At 67.1% G+C, this 20,734-nt stretch carries 21 protein-coding genes; 15 read left to right on the forward strand and 6 right to left on the reverse strand.

Annotated elements, in window-relative coordinates; all coding sequences use genetic code 11:
* Nucleotides 1-22 precede the first annotated feature (22 nt).
* A complete protein-coding gene (locus GRX31_RS19135; protein ID WP_160854236.1) occupies nucleotides 23-1,201 on the reverse strand; it encodes a thiolase family protein in 1,179 nt (392 codons plus the stop codon).
* A gap of 163 nt (nucleotides 1,202-1,364) precedes the next feature.
* Between GRX31_RS19135 and GRX31_RS19140 the strand changes: the two genes are divergently transcribed.
* The 12 genes from GRX31_RS19140 to GRX31_RS19195 all read left to right on the forward strand — a co-directional run bounded on the left by GRX31_RS19140 (nucleotide 1,365) and on the right by GRX31_RS19195 (nucleotide 13,015).
* Entirely contained in the window at nucleotides 1,365-2,930 is a 1,566-nt protein-coding gene (locus GRX31_RS19140) for an AMP-binding protein (protein ID WP_160854238.1), read from the forward strand.
* Nucleotides 2,931-2,978: 48 nt separating this feature from the next.
* Entirely contained in the window at nucleotides 2,979-4,121 is a 1,143-nt protein-coding gene (locus tag GRX31_RS19145; RefSeq protein ID WP_012202629.1) for an acyl-CoA dehydrogenase family protein, read from the forward strand.
* A 269-nt stretch (nucleotides 4,122-4,390) separates the two neighbouring features.
* A complete protein-coding gene (locus GRX31_RS19150) occupies nucleotides 4,391-6,769 on the forward strand; it encodes a type VI secretion system Vgr family protein (protein WP_160854240.1) in 2,379 nt (792 codons plus the stop codon).
* Nucleotides 6,770-6,814: 45 nt separating this feature from the next.
* Nucleotides 6,815-7,126 (forward strand): PAAR domain-containing protein, encoded by a 312-nt coding sequence (locus GRX31_RS19155; RefSeq protein ID WP_016453939.1) that lies wholly within the window; start codon nucleotides 6,815-6,817, stop codon nucleotides 7,124-7,126.
* Between the two features lie 6 nt (nucleotides 7,127-7,132).
* Nucleotides 7,133-7,741, forward strand: coding sequence for a DUF4123 domain-containing protein (locus tag GRX31_RS19160; RefSeq protein ID WP_160854242.1), 609 nt, complete (start codon nucleotides 7,133-7,135; stop codon nucleotides 7,739-7,741).
* 20 nt (nucleotides 7,742-7,761) lie between these two features.
* The gene (locus GRX31_RS19165; RefSeq protein WP_227469546.1) at nucleotides 7,762-8,142 is read left to right on the forward strand and encodes a hypothetical protein; all 381 of its coding nucleotides are present in this window, start codon (nucleotides 7,762-7,764) and stop codon (nucleotides 8,140-8,142) included.
* Entirely contained in the window at nucleotides 8,139-8,894 is a 756-nt protein-coding gene (locus GRX31_RS19170; protein WP_160854244.1) for a hypothetical protein, read from the forward strand. The genes GRX31_RS19165 and GRX31_RS19170 overlap by 4 nt, the downstream gene beginning before the upstream one ends.
* 37 nt (nucleotides 8,895-8,931) lie before the next feature.
* Nucleotides 8,932-10,020 (forward strand): type VI immunity family protein, encoded by a 1,089-nt coding sequence (locus GRX31_RS19175; protein ID WP_227469547.1) that lies wholly within the window; start codon nucleotides 8,932-8,934, stop codon nucleotides 10,018-10,020.
* Nucleotides 10,021-10,039: 19 nt separating this feature from the next.
* The gene (locus tag GRX31_RS19180) at nucleotides 10,040-11,149 is read left to right on the forward strand and encodes a type VI immunity family protein (protein ID WP_237426726.1); all 1,110 of its coding nucleotides are present in this window, start codon (nucleotides 10,040-10,042) and stop codon (nucleotides 11,147-11,149) included.
* On the forward strand, nucleotides 11,150-11,683 hold the full coding sequence (locus GRX31_RS19185) for a hypothetical protein (RefSeq protein WP_160854246.1): 534 nt from the start codon (nucleotides 11,150-11,152) through the stop codon (nucleotides 11,681-11,683).
* Nucleotides 11,684-11,842: 159 nt separating this feature from the next.
* The gene (locus GRX31_RS19190; protein ID WP_016450524.1) at nucleotides 11,843-12,667 is read left to right on the forward strand and encodes a YecA/YgfB family protein; all 825 of its coding nucleotides are present in this window, start codon (nucleotides 11,843-11,845) and stop codon (nucleotides 12,665-12,667) included.
* Nucleotides 12,668-12,700: 33 nt separating this feature from the next.
* Nucleotides 12,701-13,015: a helix-turn-helix domain-containing protein gene (locus GRX31_RS19195; RefSeq protein ID WP_012202639.1), complete on the forward strand. Its 315-nt coding sequence runs from the start codon at nucleotides 12,701-12,703 to the stop codon at nucleotides 13,013-13,015.
* On the opposite strand, the gene GRX31_RS19200 is transcribed toward GRX31_RS19195, so the two are convergent.
* From GRX31_RS19200 to GRX31_RS19220, 5 genes are all read right to left on the reverse strand, one after another.
* Nucleotides 12,996-13,487: a CinA family protein gene (locus GRX31_RS19200; RefSeq protein ID WP_013804726.1), complete on the reverse strand. Its 492-nt coding sequence runs from the start codon at nucleotides 13,485-13,487 to the stop codon at nucleotides 12,996-12,998. The genes GRX31_RS19195 and GRX31_RS19200 overlap by 20 nt on opposite strands.
* A 10-nt stretch (nucleotides 13,488-13,497) precedes the next feature.
* Nucleotides 13,498-13,998 (reverse strand): phosphatidylglycerophosphatase A family protein, encoded by a 501-nt coding sequence (locus GRX31_RS19205; RefSeq protein WP_026062211.1) that lies wholly within the window; start codon nucleotides 13,996-13,998, stop codon nucleotides 13,498-13,500.
* Between the two features lie 130 nt (nucleotides 13,999-14,128).
* A complete protein-coding gene (locus GRX31_RS19210) occupies nucleotides 14,129-15,766 on the reverse strand; it encodes a DUF4139 domain-containing protein (protein ID WP_160854248.1) in 1,638 nt (545 codons plus the stop codon).
* A 38-nt stretch (nucleotides 15,767-15,804) separates the two neighbouring features.
* On the reverse strand, nucleotides 15,805-16,770 hold the full coding sequence (gene thiL, locus GRX31_RS19215; RefSeq protein ID WP_160854250.1) for a thiamine-phosphate kinase: 966 nt from the start codon (nucleotides 16,768-16,770) through the stop codon (nucleotides 15,805-15,807).
* Between the two features lie 65 nt (nucleotides 16,771-16,835).
* On the reverse strand, nucleotides 16,836-17,735 hold the full coding sequence (locus GRX31_RS19220) for a LysR family transcriptional regulator (protein ID WP_016453950.1): 900 nt from the start codon (nucleotides 17,733-17,735) through the stop codon (nucleotides 16,836-16,838).
* Nucleotides 17,736-17,805: 70 nt separating this feature from the next.
* On the opposite strand from GRX31_RS19220, the gene GRX31_RS19225 reads away from it, so the two are divergent.
* From GRX31_RS19225 to GRX31_RS19235, 3 genes are read left to right on the forward strand one after another with little or no spacing between them, the layout of a single operon-like run.
* The gene (locus GRX31_RS19225; RefSeq protein WP_154836263.1) at nucleotides 17,806-19,254 is read left to right on the forward strand and encodes an acyclic terpene utilization AtuA family protein; all 1,449 of its coding nucleotides are present in this window, start codon (nucleotides 17,806-17,808) and stop codon (nucleotides 19,252-19,254) included.
* Nucleotides 19,251-19,622, forward strand: a complete 372-nt coding sequence (locus tag GRX31_RS19230) for an AtuA-related protein (protein WP_013804720.1) — start codon at nucleotides 19,251-19,253, stop codon at nucleotides 19,620-19,622. The genes GRX31_RS19225 and GRX31_RS19230 overlap by 4 nt, the downstream gene beginning before the upstream one ends.
* A gap of 48 nt (nucleotides 19,623-19,670) precedes the next feature.
* Complete coding sequence (locus GRX31_RS19235) at nucleotides 19,671-20,657, forward strand: Bug family tripartite tricarboxylate transporter substrate binding protein (RefSeq protein ID WP_016450608.1); 987 nt, start codon at nucleotides 19,671-19,673, stop codon at nucleotides 20,655-20,657.
* Nucleotides 20,658-20,734: the final 77 nt, after the last annotated feature.

Raw genomic sequence — 20,734 nt, forward strand, 5'->3', positions numbered from 1 at the left:
GGATGTGTCTCCCGTGCCTGGCTCACAGGCGTTCGATGATGGTGGCGTTGGCCATGCCGCCGGCCTCGCACATGGATTGCAGGCCGTAGCGCGCGCCGCTGTCCTCCAGCGCGTGCAGCATGGTGGTCATCAGGCGGATGCCCGACGCGCCCAGCGGATGGCCCAGGGCGATGGCGCCACCGCGCGGGTTCAGCCGCTCGGGGTCGGCGCCCAGTTCCTTTTGCCAAGCCAGCGGCACGGAGGCGAAGGCCTCGTTGATCTCGCAGTGGTCCATCTGCTCCAGCCGCATGCCGGCCTTGGCCAGCACGCGCCGCGTGGCGGGAATGGGGGCCGTGAGCATGTACAGCGGATCGTCGCCCACCACGTCCAGCGCCACGAAGCGCGCACGCGGGCGCAGGCCCAGTTGCTGGGCGCGCTTTTCGCTCATCAGCAGCATGGCGCTGGCGCCGTCGGTCATCTGCGAGGCATTGCCCGCCGTGGTGTGCCAGCGGATCTGCGGAAAGCGCGCCGACAGCTCGTCGTTCTGGAACACGGCCTTGAGCGCGCCCAGCTTCTGCGCCGTGGTGGCCGGGCGGATGGTCTCGTCGGCCGTGAAGAGGCCGGCAGGCGTGGTGATGCCCACGATCTCGCGCTCGAAGTGCCCGGCCGACTGGGCCGCATGGGCGCGCTGGTGCGATCGCGCGGCATAGGCATCCAGTTCCTCGCGGCCCAGGCCCCAGCGCGCGGCCACGAGGTCGGCCGACACGCCCTGGCCCACCAGCCCCGGCGCAAAGCGCGCATCAAAGCGTGCGCCCGTGGTGTTCTGCCCCATGCGCGAGCTGCCCATGGGCACGCGGCTCATGGACTCCACGCCGCAGGCGATCACCATGTCCTGCGTGCCCGACATGATGGCCTGCACGGCAAAGTGCACGGCCTGCTGGCTGGAGCCGCACTTGCGGTCGATGGTGGTGGACGGCACATGGGCCGGCAGGCCTGCGGCCAACCAGGCCAGGCGGCCCGGCGTGCCGGCCTGCTCGCCGGCCTGGCTCACGCAGCCGGTGATCACATCGTCCACCGCGCCGGGGTCGATGCGGTTGCGCTGCACGAGCTGCTCCAGCACCTGGCTGAGCAGATCGACGGGGTGGAGCTGGGCCAGGGCGCCATCGGGCTTGGCCCGGGCCATGGGACTGCGGATGGCATCGACGATGACGGGTGTGTTCATGCGGATTTAATGAGACTGGAGGTTCATGAAATGAATGATAAGTCTCGAAATTTGCATTGAACAAAGCGTTTTCCCGGATGAAAAACCGGGCGTAAACAAAAATACTTGCTGAAAACCCGATGAATTCGAGACGGCGGATTCAAAAAAAGCAAAGGAGACAGGCGTGCATGACTTTCACAGCTGGGCCGATGCCCGGCCCGACCGCGTTGCGCTGACCATGGGCGACAGCGGCCAGCAGCACACGGCGGGCGCGCTGGCGCAGCGCTCGCGCGAGGTGGCGCAGTGGATGGCCGGGCAGGGCCTGGCGGCCGGCGACACGGTGGCCGTGCTGATGGAAAACCGCGTGGAGATCCTGGAGCTGGTGCTGGCCGCGCGCCTGGCGGGCCTGTACGCGGTGGTCATCAGCACCCACCTGACGGCGCCCGAGGTGTCCTACATCCTGGGCGACAGCGGGTCGCGCCATGTCTTTGCCTCGGCCGCCACGGCGGCGCAGCTGCCGGCCGAACTGGCCCCCTCCGTGCATTCGGTGGACGGAGACTGCGCATCCACCGGCCTGCCGTCGCTGGCCGATGCCCTGGCCGCCTGGCGTGCGCAGGCGCCCGCGCCCATCGACCTGTCAGGCCGTCCGCTGGGGCGCGACCTGCTGTACTCCTCGGGCACCACGGGCCGGCCCAAGGGGATCAAGAAGGCGCTGCCGGCGGCGCTCTACCGCACGCAGGCCGACCCCGAATTCCTGGCCTGGCAGCGCAACATGGGCTTTGACGCCGACACGGTCTACCTCTCGCCCGCGCCGCTGTACCACGCAGCGCCGCTGCGCTACTGCCTGCGCACGCTGGACGGCGGCGGCGCGGTGGTGATCACGGCGCGCTTCGACGCACAGCAGGCGCTGGCGATGATCGAGCGCTACCGCATCACCCACAGCCAATGGGTGCCGACCATGCTGGGCCGCCTGCTGCAGCTGCCCGAGGAGGTGCGGCACGGCTATGACCTGTCCAGCCACCGCTGCGCCATCCATGCGGCCGCGCCCTGCCCGGTGGCCGTCAAGCAGGCGCTGCTGGACTGGTGGGGCGACATCCTGCTGGAGTACTACGCAGGCTCCGAAGGCTGCGGCATCACCCTGATCAACTCCGCCGAATGGCGCCGGCGTCCAGGCTCCGTGGGCCGCGCCAGCTACGGTCGGCTGCGCATCGTGGGCGACGACGGGCAGGAGCTGCCTGCGGGCCAGATCGGCCGCGTGTTCTTCTCGGACGTGGCGCCCTTCGCCTACCTCAACGACCCCGCCAAGACCCGCGAGGCCATCGACGAGCGTGGCTGGGCCACCTACGGCGACCTGGGCCATGTGGACGAGGAGGGCTACCTCTTTCTCAGCGACCGGCGGGCCGACCTCATCCTGTCGGGCGGCGTCAACCTCTATCCGCAGGAAATAGAGAACGCGCTGGCCACGCACCCGGCCGTGCAGGAGGTGGCCGTGGTCGGCGTGCCCGAGCCCGACTTCGGCGAGCAGCCCATGGCCGTGGTCGTGCTGCGCCAGGGCCATGCGGCCAGTGCAGAGATGGCGCACGCCATCGTCGCCGAGGCCGGCGCCACGCTGTCGCGCCTCAAGCGCCCGCAGCGCCTGCAGTTCGTGGACGAGCTGCCGCGCCTGCCCACGGGCAAGCTGCTGCGCCGCGTGCTCAAGGACAGGCTGCGCGAGCAGCCCCACGCGGGCTTCAACCTGCGCAGCGCCTGAACGGCCCTTCACCGTCTTTCCTCACCGACAACCACCGGATACCGACCCATGCAAGACCTGACCGAGCGCTCCGTCTACCGCGAAGACCATGAACAGTTCCGCGAGCAGGCCCGCCGCTTCTTCGAGCGCGAGATCGTCCCCCACCATGCCGAATGGGAGCGCCAGGGCATCGTGCCCAAGGAGGTCTGGCGCAAGGCCGGGCGCGAAGGCCTGCTCAACCCCATGCTGCCCGAGCCCTATGGCGGCGGCGGCGACTTCGGCCATGCGGCCGTGCTGCTGGAGGAGATCGCGCGCACGGGCGCCAGCGGGCTGGGCTTTCCGCTGCATTCGGACATCGTCGCGCCCTACATCCATGCCTATGGCAGCAAGGCCCAGAAGGACCGCTGGCTGCCGCGCATGGCCGCAGGCGAGCTGATCGGCGCCATCGCCATGACCGAGCCCGGCGCGGGCAGCGACCTCAAGTCCGTGCGCACCACGGCGCGGCGCGAGGGCGACCACTACGTGCTCAACGGCCAGAAGACCTTCATCACCAACGGCATCAATTCGGAGCTGGTCATCGTCGTCGCCAAGACCGCGCCCGAGATGGGTGCCAAGGGCGTGTCCCTGATCGTGGTCGAGGACGGCATGCCCGGCTTCTCCAAGGGCCGCAAGCTCGAGAAGATCGGCCTCATGGCGCAGGACACCTCGGAGCTGTTCTTCGACAACGTGCGCGTGCCGGCCGACCACCTGCTGGGCGAGGAGAACGCGGGCTTCAGGTATCTGATGCACGAACTGGCCCAGGAGCGCCTGGTGGTGGCCGTGCGCGCCGCCGCCTCCATCGAGGCCTTTTTGCACAAGACCATTGCCTACACGCGCGAGCGCAAGGCCTTCGGCCAGCCGGTGTTCGACTTCCAGAACACGCGCTTCAAGCTGGCCGAGGCCAAGGCCCAGGCCACCATGCTGCGCGTCTTCGTGGACGACTGCATCGCCCTGCACCTGCGCCGCGCGCTCGCGCCCGACCGGGCCGCCATGGTCAAGCTCAATGCCACGGCGCTGCAAAACCGCCTGCTCGACGAATTCCTGCAACTGCACGGCGGCTACGGCTACATGACCGAATACCAGATCGGCCGCGCCTGGACCGATGCGCGCATAGGGCGCATCTACGGGGGCAGCGACGAGATCATGAAGGAGATCATCGCAAGGACTCTTTGAACCCCTGAGCGGCTGCGCGGGCGTGCGGCGCCCTGATCCGGGGGCGGCCAGCCGGGGCGATGTGTGGCGGCTGCACATCATGAAGGCCCTTGCTCCGGCCGCTTGTCCTAGGCTTTTCCCAAGCCCGATCCGAGTGGGAGAAGCGGCAATTTTCCTTTTGGCAATCCTATTTTTTGGCAGAAATTGGAATTTCCATAGAGCGGCTCATTCTTCCATGATCTTTCCGTATCGAAAGATCGGGAGGGCGCCCCCACAGGGCGAGAGCACCAATGACACGCCGAGTCACCATCCATACGCCATTGGGCGATGAACTGCATTTCCGTGAATTGCGCGGCCAGGAAAACATCAGCCAGCTCTTCAGCCTTGATGTGGAAATGCTCAGCGAAAACGAAAGCATCGATCCCAAGGCCCTATTGGGCAAAAACGCCACCATAGAAATAGAAACCCAGGGCGGCGGCAGGCGCTTCATCGACGGCATCGTCACCCGCTTCGGCATGCAGGGCCAGGACCACCGCCACTACGCCTACAAGGCGCGCCTGAGCCCCTGGCTGTGGCTGGCCACGCGCAAGAGCGACTTTCGCATCTTCCAGAACCTCAACGTGCCCGACATCGTCGAGCAGGTATTGGGCGTCTATGGCCATCCCCTGCAAAAGAAACTCACGCGTGCCTATCGCAGTTGGGATTACTGCGTGCAATACAACGAAAGCGATTGCGACTTCGTCTCGCGATTGATGGAGCACGAAGGCATCTACTATTTCTTCGCGCACGCATCGGGCCAGCACACCCTGGTGCTGTGCGACGACATCATTGCCTCGCACGGCGCATTGCCCGGTGGCGAATCCATTCCCTTCTATCCCCCCGAAAAAGCCGCCGCAGGCGATCAGGAAAACATCCACGCCTGGCAGTTGGAGCAGGAAATCAAGCCGGGCCGCCATTACATCGACGACTACGACTTCAAAAAGCCCCGGGCCGAACTGTCCCACATGCGCCGCGATCCACCGGGCCATGCGCACGACGGCCATGAAACCTACGAATGGCCGGGCGGCTACACGGAGTACGGCGACGGAGATGCCTACATCCGCGTGCGACTGAAGCAAGGCCTCACGGGCCACAGCCGGGTGCGGGGCCAGTCCTGCCACCGGGCGCTGGCCACGGGCTACACCTTCAGCCTCTACAACTACCCGCGCGGGGACCAGAACCGGCAGTACCTGATCACCGGCCTGAGCTACCACCTGAAAGAAAACCCTCGCGTCAGCGCGATCTCCAGCGTACGTGGCGTCCCATCCGCACCGAGTACCCGGGACGGCGCCAAGGAAGAAGGCTCCTTCCAGCGCTACGAGCTGCAGGCCCAGCCCACGGATCTTGCCTTCAAGCCACCGCGCACCACGCCCAAGCCGCGCACCACGGGGCCGCAGACGGCCATTGTCGTGGGCCCGGCCGGGCAGGAAATCTGGACCGACGAATACGGCCGCATCAAGGTGCAGTTCCACTGGGACCGGCTGGGCAAGAAGGACCAGAACTCCAGCTGCTGGATCCGCGTGGCCACCAACTGGGCCGGCCCGGGCTTTGGCGCCATCTCGATCCCCCGCATAGGGCATGAGGTGGTGGTGGACTTCCTCAATGGCGACCCCGACTATCCGCTGGTCACGGGCTGCGTCTACAACGCGGCCAACATGCCGCCCTGGGCGCTGCCGGCCAATGCCACGCAATCGGGCATCAAGACCCGATCGAGCAAGGGCGGTGCCGCAGGCGCGGGCATGAAGAACGGCCCGGGCGACGCCAACGCCATCCGCTTCGAGGACAAGGCGGGCGCCGAACAGCTGTGGCTGCATGCGCAAAAGGACCAGCTCACCGAGGTCGAGAACGACGAGGACAAATGGGTGGGCAACGACCGGCGCAAGACCATCGACCGGGACGAGACCAATGTCATCCACCGCGACCGCACGGAGACCGTGGACCGCAACGAGAAGATCGACGTGCACGGCTGGCGCACGGAGGTGGTGGACCTGGACGAGACCCTCACCGTCCACCAGAACCGCACGCGCACGGTGGACCTGGATGAAAGCATCCGCATCTGCAAGAACCGCACGAAAACCGTGGATGCCAATGGACGCGACAGCATCGGCCGCAACTGGACCCTGGCCACGGGGCGCATGAAATCCGAAACCGTGGGCATCGGCTACACCCAGGGCACGGGCCTGTTCAAGATGGTCACCGTGGGGTGTGCCTACAACCTCAACGTAGGCGCGGTGCTGATGAGCAACGTGGGTGTCCTGCGAAGCGACAGCGTGGGGATGGACTGGAGCCGGACCGTGGGGCGCAACCGCAGCGCGCAGGTTGGAAGCGATGAAGGCCTCATCGTGGGCAACAACCGCAGCAGCACCATCCAGAACAACGACAGCACCGAGGTAGGGCAGGACCAGGCGGTCAACGTCGGCAACGACCACGCGCTGCGGGTGGGCGCCAACAGCCTGGTCGATGCGGGCGGACAGCTGGCCCTGGCGGCGGGCACCACGCTGACGGTCGATGGGCAACAGGTCATCGTCACCGGCACCCGAAGCATCCGGCTGCAATCGGGGGCGAGCTCCATCGAGATCTCTCCGGCCATGGTCGAGATCAAGTCGCCGCTGGTGAAGATCAACTGCTGAACCCGGGACACTCGCATGGGACAACCTGCAGCAAGAGTGGGCGACATGCATGCCTGTCCCGCCCACGGGGGCGGGGCCATTCTCTCCGGCCAGGCCGATGTGCTCATAGGCGGCATGCCGGCGGCCAGGGTCACGGACCAGGCGCTGTGCCCCCGTTCGCCGCCCGACGCCATTGCCGAAGGCGAAGCCACGGTACTGATCGGCGGCAGGCCCGCAGCCCGCATGGGGGACAGGACCGTGCACGGCGGCGTGGTCGTCTCGGGCTGCACCACCGTCTGGATCGGTGCGAATGCGGGCCGGTGCCTGGCCGAAGCCGCGCAATCGGGGGCCGCCTTCGTGTCGGCCATGGAGGACTGAATCGCCATGTCCACCTTGATCCCCCCAGGCCCCGGCACGCCGGACGACCTCCAGATGGCACGCCAAGCCGTGCTCGAAAAGGTGGCGGCGACCTATGACGGCCTGCTCTACGCCATCGTGGACGCGGCGGCGGATGAGCACCTGCATGACGCCATCCTGGCCGAGCCGCCGCAGTCCGGCATCACCTGCCTGTATGACGGCATGCCTGCCGCCCGCTATGCGCGCTACGCGCCCTATCTCATGCGGGTGCATGCAGGCAGCCCCCTGTTCCAGCGCTGGCCGCTGGAGGGCTGGCAGGCGCACTGGGGCATTTTCCTGATCAGCCGGTTGCCGGCCCCTGCGCTCAAGCGCCATCTCAAGCGGTTTCTGCAGGCCAGGGGAGACGGCGGCCAGCGGCTGTGGCTGCGCTTTTACGACCCGCGCGTGCTGCCTCGCCTGCTGGCGCAGTTCGACCCGGCGCATCTGGGGGACTGGTTCCGCGGCCACAGCATCCTCGTCTGCCTGGCACCGCATCCCGAGGGGATCTGGGTCGGCATGGCGCAACGCAAGTTTCTGGACCACGTCACAGGCCTGGCGCGCCTGGACAACAGGCAATGGGAGGTGTCTTCGCCATGATGGAAATTTCAACCCTGGAAATGCAGCGCACGCTGCGCCGCAACCTTGTGCCCAGCGAAGAAGGGATTGCCGCCATCGTGCGGCAGACCTGCCATCTCAGCGAGCAGGATTGGCCGCATGACAGGCTGCTGGCCCACACCCGGCGAGGCCTTGACCGCGCGGTGGGCTGGGGCCTGTCGACGCCGGACGATGTCATCGGCTTCCTGGCCTTGCGCCACCAGTTTGGCGAGCGCTTCGACGAATTTCCCGCCGTGCGCAAGTTTCTCTCGCGCACCGACCTGCCGCCTGACGGACGCATCCAGTTGATGATGCTTGAACTGCCGATGGGCATCTGGGACGTGGTGCGGCGGCGCACGCCTGCTGGCGAATCGTCCTCGCCCCTCGGCGGGCCTGGCGCATGAGCTGCGAACAACTGGTCCCCGCCTTCATTGCCCTCAATCGCCTGAAGCGGTCCAGGGACCTGTGCAAGGCTGTCGTGCTTGTTGGCTTCAACAAGGTATGCGGCACCCGGGACTTCGACAACGAACTGGACCGCAGGGCGCTGTGCGAGCTGTTTTGCTGCTGCATGACCGGCGGCCTGGGCCAGCGCTGCGTGGCCGGCGTGGTCATGCAGGCCGATGGGTTTGAAGGCTACCGGGGCTACTACAAGCAGGAAGTGCCTTACCTGAACAGAGCACCTGTCATGTCGCGCAACGAGCCCGTGCGCCCCACGCGCAGCCGGCCTGCGGGCTCGCGCATTCCGGATGTGGTCGTGGTGAAGAACCCGCGCCTGCCGCCTGTGCTGGACAACGTGCAGCGGGTGTATGAGATGAAATGCCCGGGGGATAAATTTTCTTCAGAATTTGGGCCAGACGGCAAGATACAGTTTCAGGCATATAGCGACATTTTTAAAGAAAAGTTTTTCAAGGATGCCTTAGACGCAGGAAGTTGTGCTTGCGAAGGCGATGGAGAAACGACGAACGAAGGCGTATTGAACCAAGCAATGCGATGGCAGGCCAACAGAGAAAAGGAAATTTATTTGGCAGAACGGGTAAATGCGGATACGGCAGCAGCAATTGGGGCTGCGGCCGGTGCGTCCGCATTGGGGCGTGTACTCCGAGGTGTAGGTGCGGTGGGAACCGCACTGGCAAGAGTCCTCGGCGTGACATTTTGAAGCAATGGCTTCGGTACGGTCAGATATGGAGATGGATATGGCTAAAGACTTTAATAAACCTTTAAGCACCAAAGAACTGCAAAAAGCTACCGTGGCGACTATGGATATTCTGAAAGCGATGGTATTACAGAATAGATTTGGACGTATTTGCGCAAGAGCTGGGTGGACCATCGAAATGGTGTTCCATGAAGGGGATTCACTGGCCGTACGTGAGCGTGCATGGAAAGTGATTGATCTGTTTTGTGAGGTTGTTGGCGCAGACAAGCTTGCAATATGGTGGGGTCTGGCGCCTATGTCACTGACCAGCAAGCAAGCACAAGCGAGAATTGCCAAACACAAGCCGAGTACGCTTAACAATCCCGAAGGGTTTGCGATGATTTTTGATCTAGCTTCGGGAAATCCAAAGCCACCAGATGACTGGGTTGAAAATGCTCAAGACTTTCGACTTCACTGCCGTATAAACAACGATGAAGGTATTTGGCTACATGACCGCCATATCTCGCCTGGCATAGGTCCTGCCATGTCTTTCATTCGCATGGCGTTTCCCGCATGGTGGATTCTGGGTCAGCCGCCCGAGCGCAATGTGGGCCGGATCACCTCCCAGGTGGTGGAATTAATGCAACCCTTCTGGGCTATTGCCGGGTGGGGTGTCATTCCTGCAGTGGAAGAACGCAATATTGGACCCGATGGCAAGGGCCAGCAGGTGCTGTATCCCTATCTGAAGCGGTTCCCAGGATTGAATGCCATAGGAAGTCTTGCATTGTTCGATCATGACTTCAACAAAGCCATGTACAGCATCAACTGGCTGAGTTTTGTCAGCGATGCCTTGCTGGAAAAACTGGGCGGGCGAGAGGCCGTGCGAAAGCAGGTGGAGGCCAGTCAGTATCTTTCGGCCGGGGATGTGGGCAACTGCCTGGGAATCCGTGCGGGAGACTTTCCTGGTCTGGGGGATATGGATCAAGGACTGACGCTGCCCGCCTTTGGCGAGGCGGCGCGCCTGCTCAAGCCTGTTCGCGCCAGATCCCGGCTCAACAACTTCATCGGCCCACCGCCTTCGGGCTCCAATGATGAACATGCGTGGCTGCTGGCATGCGATGCCTATATGAGTCGGTTTGATTTGTTCTGATTTCTGGTGTTTCGAAGGAATGGGGAAGATCACAATGGCTGCGGAACATGATTTCGATTGGCCTTGGGGCAATGAGAAGGCGGATGCTTCAACCGTGGCGACGATGGATATTCTCAAGGCGCTGGTACTGTGCAATCAGTTCGGTGATGTCTGTGCAAGAGCCGGCTGGACCATTGAAATGGTGTTTCATGAGGGGGATTCCTTGGCTGTGCGTGAACGTGCATGGAAAGTGGTTGATCTTTTTTGTGAGGCCGTAGGGAGGGAGAAATTGGTTTATTGGTATGACGGAATGCCTGCCATGCTAACCAGCGCAATGGCACAAAAGAAGTTGACCGCGAAGAAGCAGAAGAGCCTAGACAATCCTAAAGGTTATGCACTGATTTTTCATATGGCATCGGGTAAGCCAAATCCTCCTGAAGCGTGGGAGAACAACGCTCAAGATTTTCGTCTTTATTGCTGTATTGAGAACGATGAGGTTATTTGGCTGCATGATCGCCATATATCACCTGGCATAGGTCCTGCCATGTCATTTATTCGCATGGCATTTCCTGCGTGGTGGATTCTAGACCAGCCACCTGAGCACAATGTGGGCCGGCTTACCACCCAGATGGTGGAGTTGATGCAGCCCTTCTGGGCTATTGCAGGCTGGGGCGTCCTGCCCGCAGTAGAAGAACGCAATATTGGACCCGATGGCAAGGGTCAGCAGGTGCTGTATCCCTATCTGCAGCGGTTCCCCGGATTGAATGCCCTGGGCAGTCTTGCATTGTTCGATCATGACTTCAACAACGCCATGTACAGCATCAACTGGCTCAGTTTTGTCAGCGATGCCTTGCTGGAGAAACTGGGCGGGCGGGAAGCGGTGCGCAAGCAGGTGCAGGCCAGCCAATACCTTTCCGCCGGGGATGTGGGCAACTGCCTGGGGATTCGGGCAGGAGATTTTCCGGGGTTGGGGGACATGGATAAGGGACTGACACTGCCAGCCTTTGGCGAGGCGGCGCGCCTGCTCAAGCCGATTCGTGCCAAATCCCGGCTCAACAACTTCATCGGACCGCCGCCTTCCGGATCCAACGACGAAGACGCGTGGCAATTGGCATGCGACGCCTATATGCGTCGTTTTGATGAGTTCTGAATGGAAAGCACCATGAAGCCACAGCCCATCGCCCCGTTGATGGATGCCGTGTTGCGCACGCTGGGACGGCACAGCCGGCAGGATTACCTGCGCCTGGCTCTGCACCAGGCGGGATTGAGCGATGCGCAGCTGCTGAAGATTGATCACGCCCCGCCTTACCCGGTGACATGGGCGGAGACGGGGCTGGGCCTGGTCCTTCAACGCCTGGCCTGGGGCGACATGCTAGGCGCTCCGACATGGGGCGTGCACAGCGTGACCCTGGATGCGCAGCGCTGGAAGGGGTCCTGGCCCATGGGCCTGGATCCGGAGACCGTGACCGCGCAGGAATTCGTCAGCCTGCTGGCCCAGGCCCAGTCCGAGGCGCTGTGCCTGCCCCAGATGGCCTGCTGCACGACCCGCGGTTTCGACGAGCAGACATGGGCACTGGTGGCAGTCTTTGGCGGCGCCAGCGGCGCTTTGCAGAATTTGACGATGAGCCGGGTCGGGGAATGGGTGGGGCTTTCCATGCTCCCGGCCTGGCAGGGAGCCGGGTAGCGGGTGGGCCATGTGGGCCATGTGGGGCGATAGGGCCCCGTGGGCGCCAGTTCCGACCGGGCGCCACGGACATGGCGGCGCGGCTACACTGCGGGCCATTCATTCGAGGGGCTGGCCGTGGCCGGTTCCTTCTCCCTGTTTTCCCTAGAGATTCCCGCCATGTCCAACGACGCCCACGAAGCCACCGCCCTGCCCGACGAGCCTGCCCTGACGCCCGAGGCGCTGGAGGAGCTTGACGATCTGCTCGACGAGCTGCGCACGCGCGGCGAGGAGATTCCGCAGTGGGAGTTCTGCGACGGTTTCCTGACGGCGCTGATCTGCACGCGCCGCGAGGTGCCGGCCGCCGAGTGGCTGCCCATGCTGCTGGGCGACGGCGGCACGCTGGAGGCGGCCGAGGGCCAGCCGCTGCCGCTGATGGAAGTGTTCAAGGACGCGGCGCAGCAGGCGCGCTTTCTGGAGCTGGTGGGCCTGCGCATGGACGAGATCCGCACCCAGCTGGACGCCGACGTGAAGACGCTGGAAGACGACCGCACCTTCCAGCCCGAGGCCATGGACATGCGCGGCGCCATCCTGTCGCTGCCCGAGGAAGAGCGTCCCGATGACGGCGAGATTCCTTCGTTCGGCCAGATCTGGGCGCTGGGCTTCATGTTCGTGGTCGAGAACTGGGCCGAGGAATGGGCCGCCCCGCGCGACAAGGAAGCCGCCGGCTGGCTCAACGAGGCGCTCAACGCCGTCGTGGCCCTGACCGAGGACGACACCGGCAAGCCCGAAGTCTGCATGTACGACGAGGACGGCCCCGCCAGCACCAGCCAGGAGCGCGTGGAGCAGTTCGGCGAGGCCATCTGGGCGCTGTACGACCTGCGCCAGATCTGGAAGAGCATGGGTCCGCGCCAGGAAACCATCGTCAAGGGCGAGCAGCCGGGCCGCAACGACCCCTGCCCCTGCGGCAGCGGCAAGAAGTTCAAGAAGTGCCACGGCGCCTGAGCGCCCGCGCCACAGGCTTTGGATGCACGGGCCATGAGACATATCGGTGAACGCATACGCGCCCGCCGCGCCGAACTGGGCATGACCCAGGGCCGGCTGGCCGAGGCCGCAGGCATCACGGCCTCGGCCGTGTCGCAGATCGAATCGGGGGCCATCCGCACCCTCAAGAACGACACCCTGGCCCGCGTGGCCCTGGCGCTGCAGACCACGGCGCTGGAGCTGACGGCGGGGCTTGAAGACGACAACGCGCCGCTGCCCGTGGACGAGCAGCGCCTGCTGGAAAGCTACCGCGCCCTGCCTGCACCGCTGCAGGAGATCGCGCACAGGCTCATAAAAGCCTTGCGCTGATCAGCGCATTGAGGCGCTGCAAGGCGTGTGCCACGGTGGCCTGGCGCACGGCGGCGCGGTCGCCGTCAAAGCGCACGCATTCGCTGTGCGTGGTGCCGTACACGTTCCAGCCGAACCAGACCGTGCCCACGGGCTTGGCGGCGCTGCCGCCGCCCGGCCCGGCCACGCCTGTCACGGCCACGCTGCACTGCGCGCGTGAGTGGGCGATGGCGCCTTCGGCCATGGCGCGCGCCACGGGCTCGCTCACTGCGCCGTGTTCGGCGATCAGCGCCTCGGGCACGCCCAGCAGGTCGTGCTTGGCCGCGTTGGAGTAGCTGACAAGGCCGCGCTCGAACCATTCGCTGGAGCCGGCGCGGTCCGTGCAGGCCGCAGCGATCATGCCGCCCGTGCAGCTCTCGGCCGTGGCCAGCATCCAGCCGCGCTGCAGCAGCAGGCCTGCCAGGGTTTCGACGAGTTCGTTGGATGCGCTCATGCCAGCTCCTTCAGCCGATGAAATGGCGCCACAGGGCGATGACCAGCAGCGTGCAGAAGGCGGCCACCAGGTCATCGAACATGATCCCCCAGCCGCCGCGCCAGCCGAAGCCCTTGAAGCACCGGTCCGCCCATTTGACGGGCTGGGGCTTGGCGGCGTCGAAGAAGCGAAACAGCCCAAAGGCGATGAGCTGGCCCCAGAAGCCCGTGGGCATGACCAGCCACAGCACCAGCCAGAAGGCCACGATCTCGTCCCAGACCAGGTTGCCGGGATCGGCCACACGCATGTGGCGCGCCGTGACCGTGCAGGCCCACCAGCCCAGGGGAATGCTGCCCGCGATCAGCAGGCCGATCTGCTGGGGCGTGAACCAGTGCTGCAGCAGCAGGAAGGACAGCCAGGCCCACAGCGTGCCCACGGTGCCGGGCGCGATGCGCCCCAGCCCCGAGCCCAGCCCCATGGCTATGAAGTGGGCCGGGTGGGACATCATGAATTCCAGCGTGGGGCGTGCCATGCCGCCCTGCGGCGGGCCTTCCGGTGGGCGCGCCGCAGAGGCAAAGGTGGGGGTAGCAGGATCGCCGGAAACCTCCGGCCGCAGCGGCGCGTCACTCATGGGGCGAGATCATAAGCGCGGCCCTGGTGCTTCACTGACGCTCTTCGACCGCCAGATCCTGCGGATGGCGGATCTGGTGGCGGGCCTCGAAGCTGGCGCTGGCGCCAGCGGCCAGCGGCTGCTGCCAGGCGATCATGCCGTTGCGGTCGTTCCAGCGCGTGGTGGACGGCTGCGGGTTGTATTGGGACTGCACGCGGATCTGCTCGTTGCGCGAGACGGGTGCGGCGTCCACCACCTGCAGCTCGATGGCGCGGTCATGGCGGTTGTCCACCTGGAAGCGCCGCGTGACCTGGCGTTCGGTGCTGCTGCTGAGCAGGCCGCCGCTGCCCGTGGCCGAGTCCACGGGCAGGTTGCGCACCACCACCTTGTCATCGCGGCCGAAGGACAGGCCCTGGGCCAGCGCGGCGGCGTTGCCGAAGTCCAGCCGGCCCTGGCCGGCGAAGGCGCCGTCGCGGAACAGGGCCACGGGGCCTGCGGGCCAGACACCGGCCGGCACGGCCAGCTGGGCCACCAGGTAGGCGGCCTCTTCCACGGCGGGCGCCGTGCGCGTGAGCAAGGTGGCCGGCAGGTTCTGCGAGCCCAGGGCCAGGGTCACGCGCTCGCTGCTGGAGGGCACGCTGATGCGGTAGGGCACGGAGAACTGCGTGGCGTAGGCGGTGTTGAGGCTGGCGACATCGAGCACCGGCAGTTCGGCGGCCTCGCCGGCCGCCCCGGGCTTGCGGGCGCGCTCCAGCATCATCGCAGGGGCCGCCGGGGCCGGCGCTGGCGGAGGGGCCATGGCGGCCACGGGGCGGGGCCGTTCCACATCCAGCGTCCAGGGATTGGGCAGGCGCGCCTGCGTGCTGCGCGAAGGCTGGCCGGTGGACAGCAGCAGCTGCACCTGGCTCCAGTCCTCGCCGCTGTTCTGGGCCACCAGGGCCAGGCGTTCGATGGCCACCGTGCCCTTGGCCGGGTCCAGCTGGGCGCGGTAGGTGGGCTGCCAGCTCGGGCCGCGCACCTGGTAGGTCAGCTGCACATTGGCATCGGCCGGGCTGGCCAGTTGCACGGTGACCTTCATCACCTGGGCGTTGCCTGCGCCCGTACGGTCGCGTTCGAGCTGCAGCGGCCTGAGCTGCTCCTGCAGCGCCTGCTTTTGCCGCAGGATCTGGTGGGCGCGCAGCGTGTTGCCACGGCTGGTGCTGCGCAGCGCCTCGGTGGCGGCGCCCAGCTGGCTGGCGGCGGGCAGGGCGGGGGATTTGGCGTCATCGCCGGGCTTGGCCAGGCCCTGCAGGTAGTCACCCACGAGCTTGGCGGCGGACTCGTCGGCCTCCAGCGCGGCCAGCTGGTCTTCCAGCGTGCGGATCTGCTGCTCCAGCGGGCTGGCGCAGGCCTTGGAGGCCAGTTCGCGCGGCTGCGTCTGCAGCTTGTAGTCGCCCAGGCGCACGCCGGCATCGGCGCTGACCTGCAGGCTCTGCGGGTCGATGGAGCCCGGCAGGCACTCGAACACCAGCTGGCGCGTGGCGGCCGTGATGCGCGCCGTGCGCTCCACCGAGGCCACGCCCGCATACAGGGTGACGCGCGCGATGGTGGCCTCCTGGGCTTGTGCCTGGGCCTGGACCGGGGTGCCTGCCAGCAGGAAGCAGGCGGCTGCCAGGGCAGAGAGGACGGGCAGGGCGGAGCGTTGAACCATGGGCAGTCCTTCTCGGATGAAAGTGGTTTGGCGCGGCGTCAGGCCGCAGCGAAGTGGTCGAATGAGGCCCATCGGGGCGCCATGGCCGCACCGTCCGGGCCGATCAGCCGCAGGCCGGGCTGCTCCTCGATGCAGCCGATGCGCGTGACGCGCGTGGCGCTGTCGCGGCCTGCGGCCTGCACGGCATCGCGCCGGTCGGCCGGGGCCGTGAAGCACAGCTCGTAATCGTCGCCGCCGGACAGGGTGCACTGGTGCAGCAGGTCGATGGCCAGGGGCGTGTGCCGGCCGGCATCGAGCAGCGGCGTGATCAGGCGCGTGTCCAGGCTGGCACCCACGCGGGATTGCTCGAGGATGTGGCCCAGGTCGCCCAGCAGGCCGTCGCTCACATCCAGCGCGCTGCTGGCAATGCCGCGCAGCGCCTGGCCCAGGGCCACGCGCGGCGTGGGCGCTTCCAGGCGCTGGCGCGCGGCGGCCAGCGTGCCGGGTGGCAGGGTGGTGTGGTCCAGCAGGGCTTCCAGCGCCAGGCGGGCATCGCCCAGGCTGCCGCTGACCCAGATGTCGTCGCCTGCGCGCGCGCCGCTGCGCAGCAGGGCCTGGCCGGGCGGCACTTCGCCGAAGACGGTGATGCAGATGTTCAAGGGCCCCTGGGTGGTGTCGCCGCCGACCAGCTCGCAGCCGTGGGCGTCGGCCAGGGCCAGCAGGCCGGCCGCAAACGCCTCGGTCCAGGCCGCATCGGCGCGCGGCAGGGACAGGGCCAGGGTGAAGGCCAGCGGACGCGCGCCGCAGGCCGCCAGGTCGGACAGGTTCACGGCCAGGGATTTGTGGCCCAGCAGGCGCGGGTCCACGTCGGCGAAGAAATGCCGGCCCTCGACCAGCATGTCGCTGGAGACGGCCAGCTGCATGCCCGGCGCCGGGGCGAGCAGGGCGCAGTCATCGCCCACGCCCAGGGCGGCGCGGCGCACGGGGCGCTGGAAGAAGCGGCGGATCAGGTCGAATTCACCCACGGTGGCGGCTTTCGGAGGCGGTTGGCGATCGGGCTATTGTGCTGCGAGGTTCGTGCTGCCCCGTATCAGGTGGTCTCGCCCGCACCGGGCCGATGCTCCAGCGCCAGCGCGTGGAAGGCCTGGGCGGCCGGCGACAGGCTGCGCTGGCGCCTGCGCACCAGGTACAGGTCGCGCCGGCGGTCGGCATCGGCCAGCGGGCGCGTCACCAGGCCAGGCTGCACGAAGTGGAACAGCGCCAGGGCCGGCACCACGCTGATGCCCAGGCCCGCGCGCACCATGCCCATCACGGTGGCCAGGTGCTCCACTTCCAGCAAGGTGTTGAGGGGCGGGGCCTGCTCCTGCGATTCCAGGTACTGGCGCACGCTGCTGTGGCGGGCGAGCTGGATGAAGGGCTGGTCACGCAGGTCGGCCATGGCCGGCGCGGGCAGGGCCGCCAGCGCATGGTCGGCGCGGCAGACCAGGTGCAGCCTGTCGGCGCAGAACCATTCGGCCTGCAGCTCCTCGGTGTCGGCGCGGATGGCGGCCAGCGCCAGGTCGGCCTGGCCCGAGGCCACCTGGGCGATGCACGATTCGGACAGCAGGTCCGACACCTGCAGCTGTATGCCCGGATGGCGCGCATGGAACAGCGCCAGCACGGGCGGCAGCCAGGCCGCCGCCAGCGAAGGCAGCAGGGCGATGGACACGCGCCCGCGCTGCAGCGCCGCCGCCTCGCGCAGGCCCTGCACGGCATCGCCCAGGTCGGCGCGTATGCGCTGCGCGGCATCGAGGAACTGCGCCCCCTCCTGCGTCAGCGCCACGTGGCGCGTGCTGCGGTCGAACAGGCGCACGCCCACGCCGTCTTCAAGCCCCTTGATCAGGGCACTGAAGGCCGGCTGCGACAGATGGCAGCGCTGCGCGGCCAGGGTGAAGCTGCTGAGCTGGGCCAGGGCGATGAAGGCATCGAGCTGGCGGGAGGAGATATTCATCGGGTTTTTGGATAAGTCGATCCGAACAATCGATTTCACAGATTAGCAGCGGCTGCCTACATTGGCTCTCATGGACAACCTGGAACCCTCTCTTGCCCCGGACAGGCCCCCGCTGTGGGTGGGCTGCGCAGCCGGCTTCTCGGGCGACCGCACCGATGCCGCCGCGCCCGTGGTGCGCGCCCTGGCGGCCAGCGGCCAGAGCGCCTGCCTGATCTTCGAGACCCTGGCCGAGCGCACGCTGGCGCTGGCCCAGCTCGCGCGGCGCGAGCAGCCCGACGCGGGCTATGAACCCCTGCTGGAGGACCTGCTGGAGCCCGTGCTGGCCGACTGCCTGGCGCATGGCATACGCATCGTCAGCAACTTCGGTGCCGCCAACCCCGAAGGCGCGGCGCGCTGCATCCAGCGGCTGGCGCAGCGCCTGGGCCTGCGCGTGCCGCGCATCGCCGTCGTGCATGGCGACGATGTGAGCGGCCCGGCGTACCGCGGGGCGCTGCGGGCCGCGCTGGGCGCAGAGTTCCCCGAGGATTCGCTGGTCAGTGCCAACGCCTACATCGGTGCCCGCGCGATTGCCGAGGCCCTGCAGGCCGGCGCCGAGATCGTGGTGGCCGGCCGCGTGTCCGACCCCTCGCTGACCCTGGGGCCGGCCATGGCGCATTTCGGCTGGGCCTGGGACGACTGGGACCGCCTGGCGCGCGCCACCATGGCCGGCCACCTGCTGGAATGCGGCGCCCAGGTCACGGGCGGCTACTTTGCCGACCCGGGCTTCAAGGACGTGCAGGGCCTGGCGCGGCTGGGCTATCCCATCGCCATCATCGAGCCCTCGGGCGACTGCACCATCACCAAGCCCGAAGGCACGGGCGGCCTGGTCAGCGAACGCACGGTCAAGGAACAGCTGCTGTACGAGGTGCACGACCCGGCCGCCTACCTGACGCCCGACGTGGTGGCCGACCTGTCCGAGGCCGAGGTGCACCAGGTGGGGCCTGACGCCGTGCGCCTGAGCGGCGTGCGCGGCCATGCGCACAACGGCCACTACAAGGTCAATGTCTGCCATGCCTCGGGCTGGCTGGCCGAGGGCGAGATCTCCTATGCCGGCCCGCGCGCCCTGGAGCGCGCCCGGCTGGCTGGCGAGGTGCTGCGCGAGCGCCTGGGCGGCGAGGCCGCCGGCGACCTGCGACTGGACTGGATCGGCGTGGCCAGCGTGCTGGGCGACGACGCCGGCCGCTGGCGCGACGCGCAGCCGGCCGGCGCAGCCGCCCCCCAGGACGTGCGCCTGCGCGCCGCCTGGCTGCGCCCCACGCAGGCCCAGGCGCGGCGCCTGCCGCGCGAGGTCAATGCGCTGTACACCTGCGGGCCGGCCGGCGGCGGCGGCGTGCGCACGGCGCTGCGCGCGCGGCTGGGCACGGTGTCCTGCCTGCTGGCGCAGCAGAGCATCGCCACCGGGTGGAAGTGGGCCGAGGGAGAGATCGATAAAGGGGTCGACAAAGGGGTCGAGAAAGAAGCCGGGGAGCACGCCGCATGAACACACTGCCAACCACGATGCCCGTCACCGTGCCGCTGTACCGCCTGGCGCACGGGCGCACGGGGGACAAGGGCAACCGCTCCAACATCAGCCTCATCGCCTGGAATGCCGCCTGCTGGCCCGTGCTGGTGGAGCAGATCACCGAAGAGCGCGTGGCCGCGCACTTCGCCGCCCGGCGCCCGGCGCGCGTGCAGCGCTTCGTGCTGCAGCGCCTGCAGGCCATGAACTGGGTGCTGGACGCGGTGCTGGACGGCGGCGTCAACGATGCGCTCAACCTCGACAGCCACGGCAAGGCGCTGTCGTACTGGCTGCTGCAGATGCAGGTCCACATACCGGCTTCGCTGCTGCCCCACCTGGCGCCGGAGTAGCCGGCAGCACCCACCCGTCACACATTCATCACAACAAAGGAGACAGACATGAACCTTTCGCACAACTTCCCCCGCCGCCATGTGCTCGCCCTGGCCGCCTGCGCGCTGGCAGCAGCCGCCGCCGCACCGGCCCTGGCACAGGACTATCCGTCCAAGCCCATCACCTTCGTCGTGCCGTTTGCGGCCGGCAGCGCCACCGACCAGCTGGCACGGGCGCTGGGCCAGGCCGTGACCACGGCGACCAAGCAGGCCGTGGTGGTCGAGAACAAGGGCGGCGCCAGCGGCATGATCGCGGCCCAGCAGGTGGCGCGCTCGGCGGCCGATGGCTACACGGTGCTGATCACCACCAACACCACGCACGCGGCCAACCAGCATCTGTACAAGAAGCTGCCCTATGACGCGGTCAAGGACTTCGCGCCCGTGGCCGGGCTGGGCAAGGGCGGCCAGGTGCTGGTGGTGCGCGCCGATGCGCCGTACAGGAACGTGGGCGATCTGCTGGCGGCGGCGAAGAAGCAGCCGGGCAAGCTGTCGTTCGGCAGCGGCAGCTCCTCCAGCCGCGTGGCCGGTGAAATGCTCAAGCAGCTGGCCGGCGTGGACCTGATGCACGTGCCCTACAAGAGCAATCCGCTGGCCATCACCGACCTGCTGGGCGGCCAGATCGACCTGATGATCACCGACACCTCCACCGGCGTGCCCCAGGTCAAGTCGGGCAAGCTGCGCGCCCTGGGCTACTCCACCACCCAGCGCAGCCCGCAGCTGCCCGAGGTGCCCACGCTGGAGGAGGCCGGCGTCAAGGGCTATGACATGGGCTACTGGTTCGCCGCCTATGCGCCGGCCGGCACGCCCGAGGCCGTGGTGGCCCGCCTGAACCGCCTGCTGTCCGACGCCGTGCACAGCGCGGGCGCCAAGTCCTTCTTCGACATGTCCGGCTCCCAGGGCTGGACGGCCACACCGCAGGAATTGGCCGCCTTCCAGGCCGCCGAGACCCAGAAGTGGGGCCAGGTGATCAAGGCCGCCGGCATCCAGCCCGAGTAGGCCGCTCCCCCGCTCTCCCGTTCCCCGCTCTCCCGTTCCTTTTTTTCCGAACCGCCCTAGGCCGCCGCAATGCACGG

It is taken from the genome of Delftia sp. CH05 (assembly GCF_009827015.1).
GTDB lineage: Bacteria > Pseudomonadota > Gammaproteobacteria > Burkholderiales > Burkholderiaceae_C > Comamonas > Comamonas tsuruhatensis.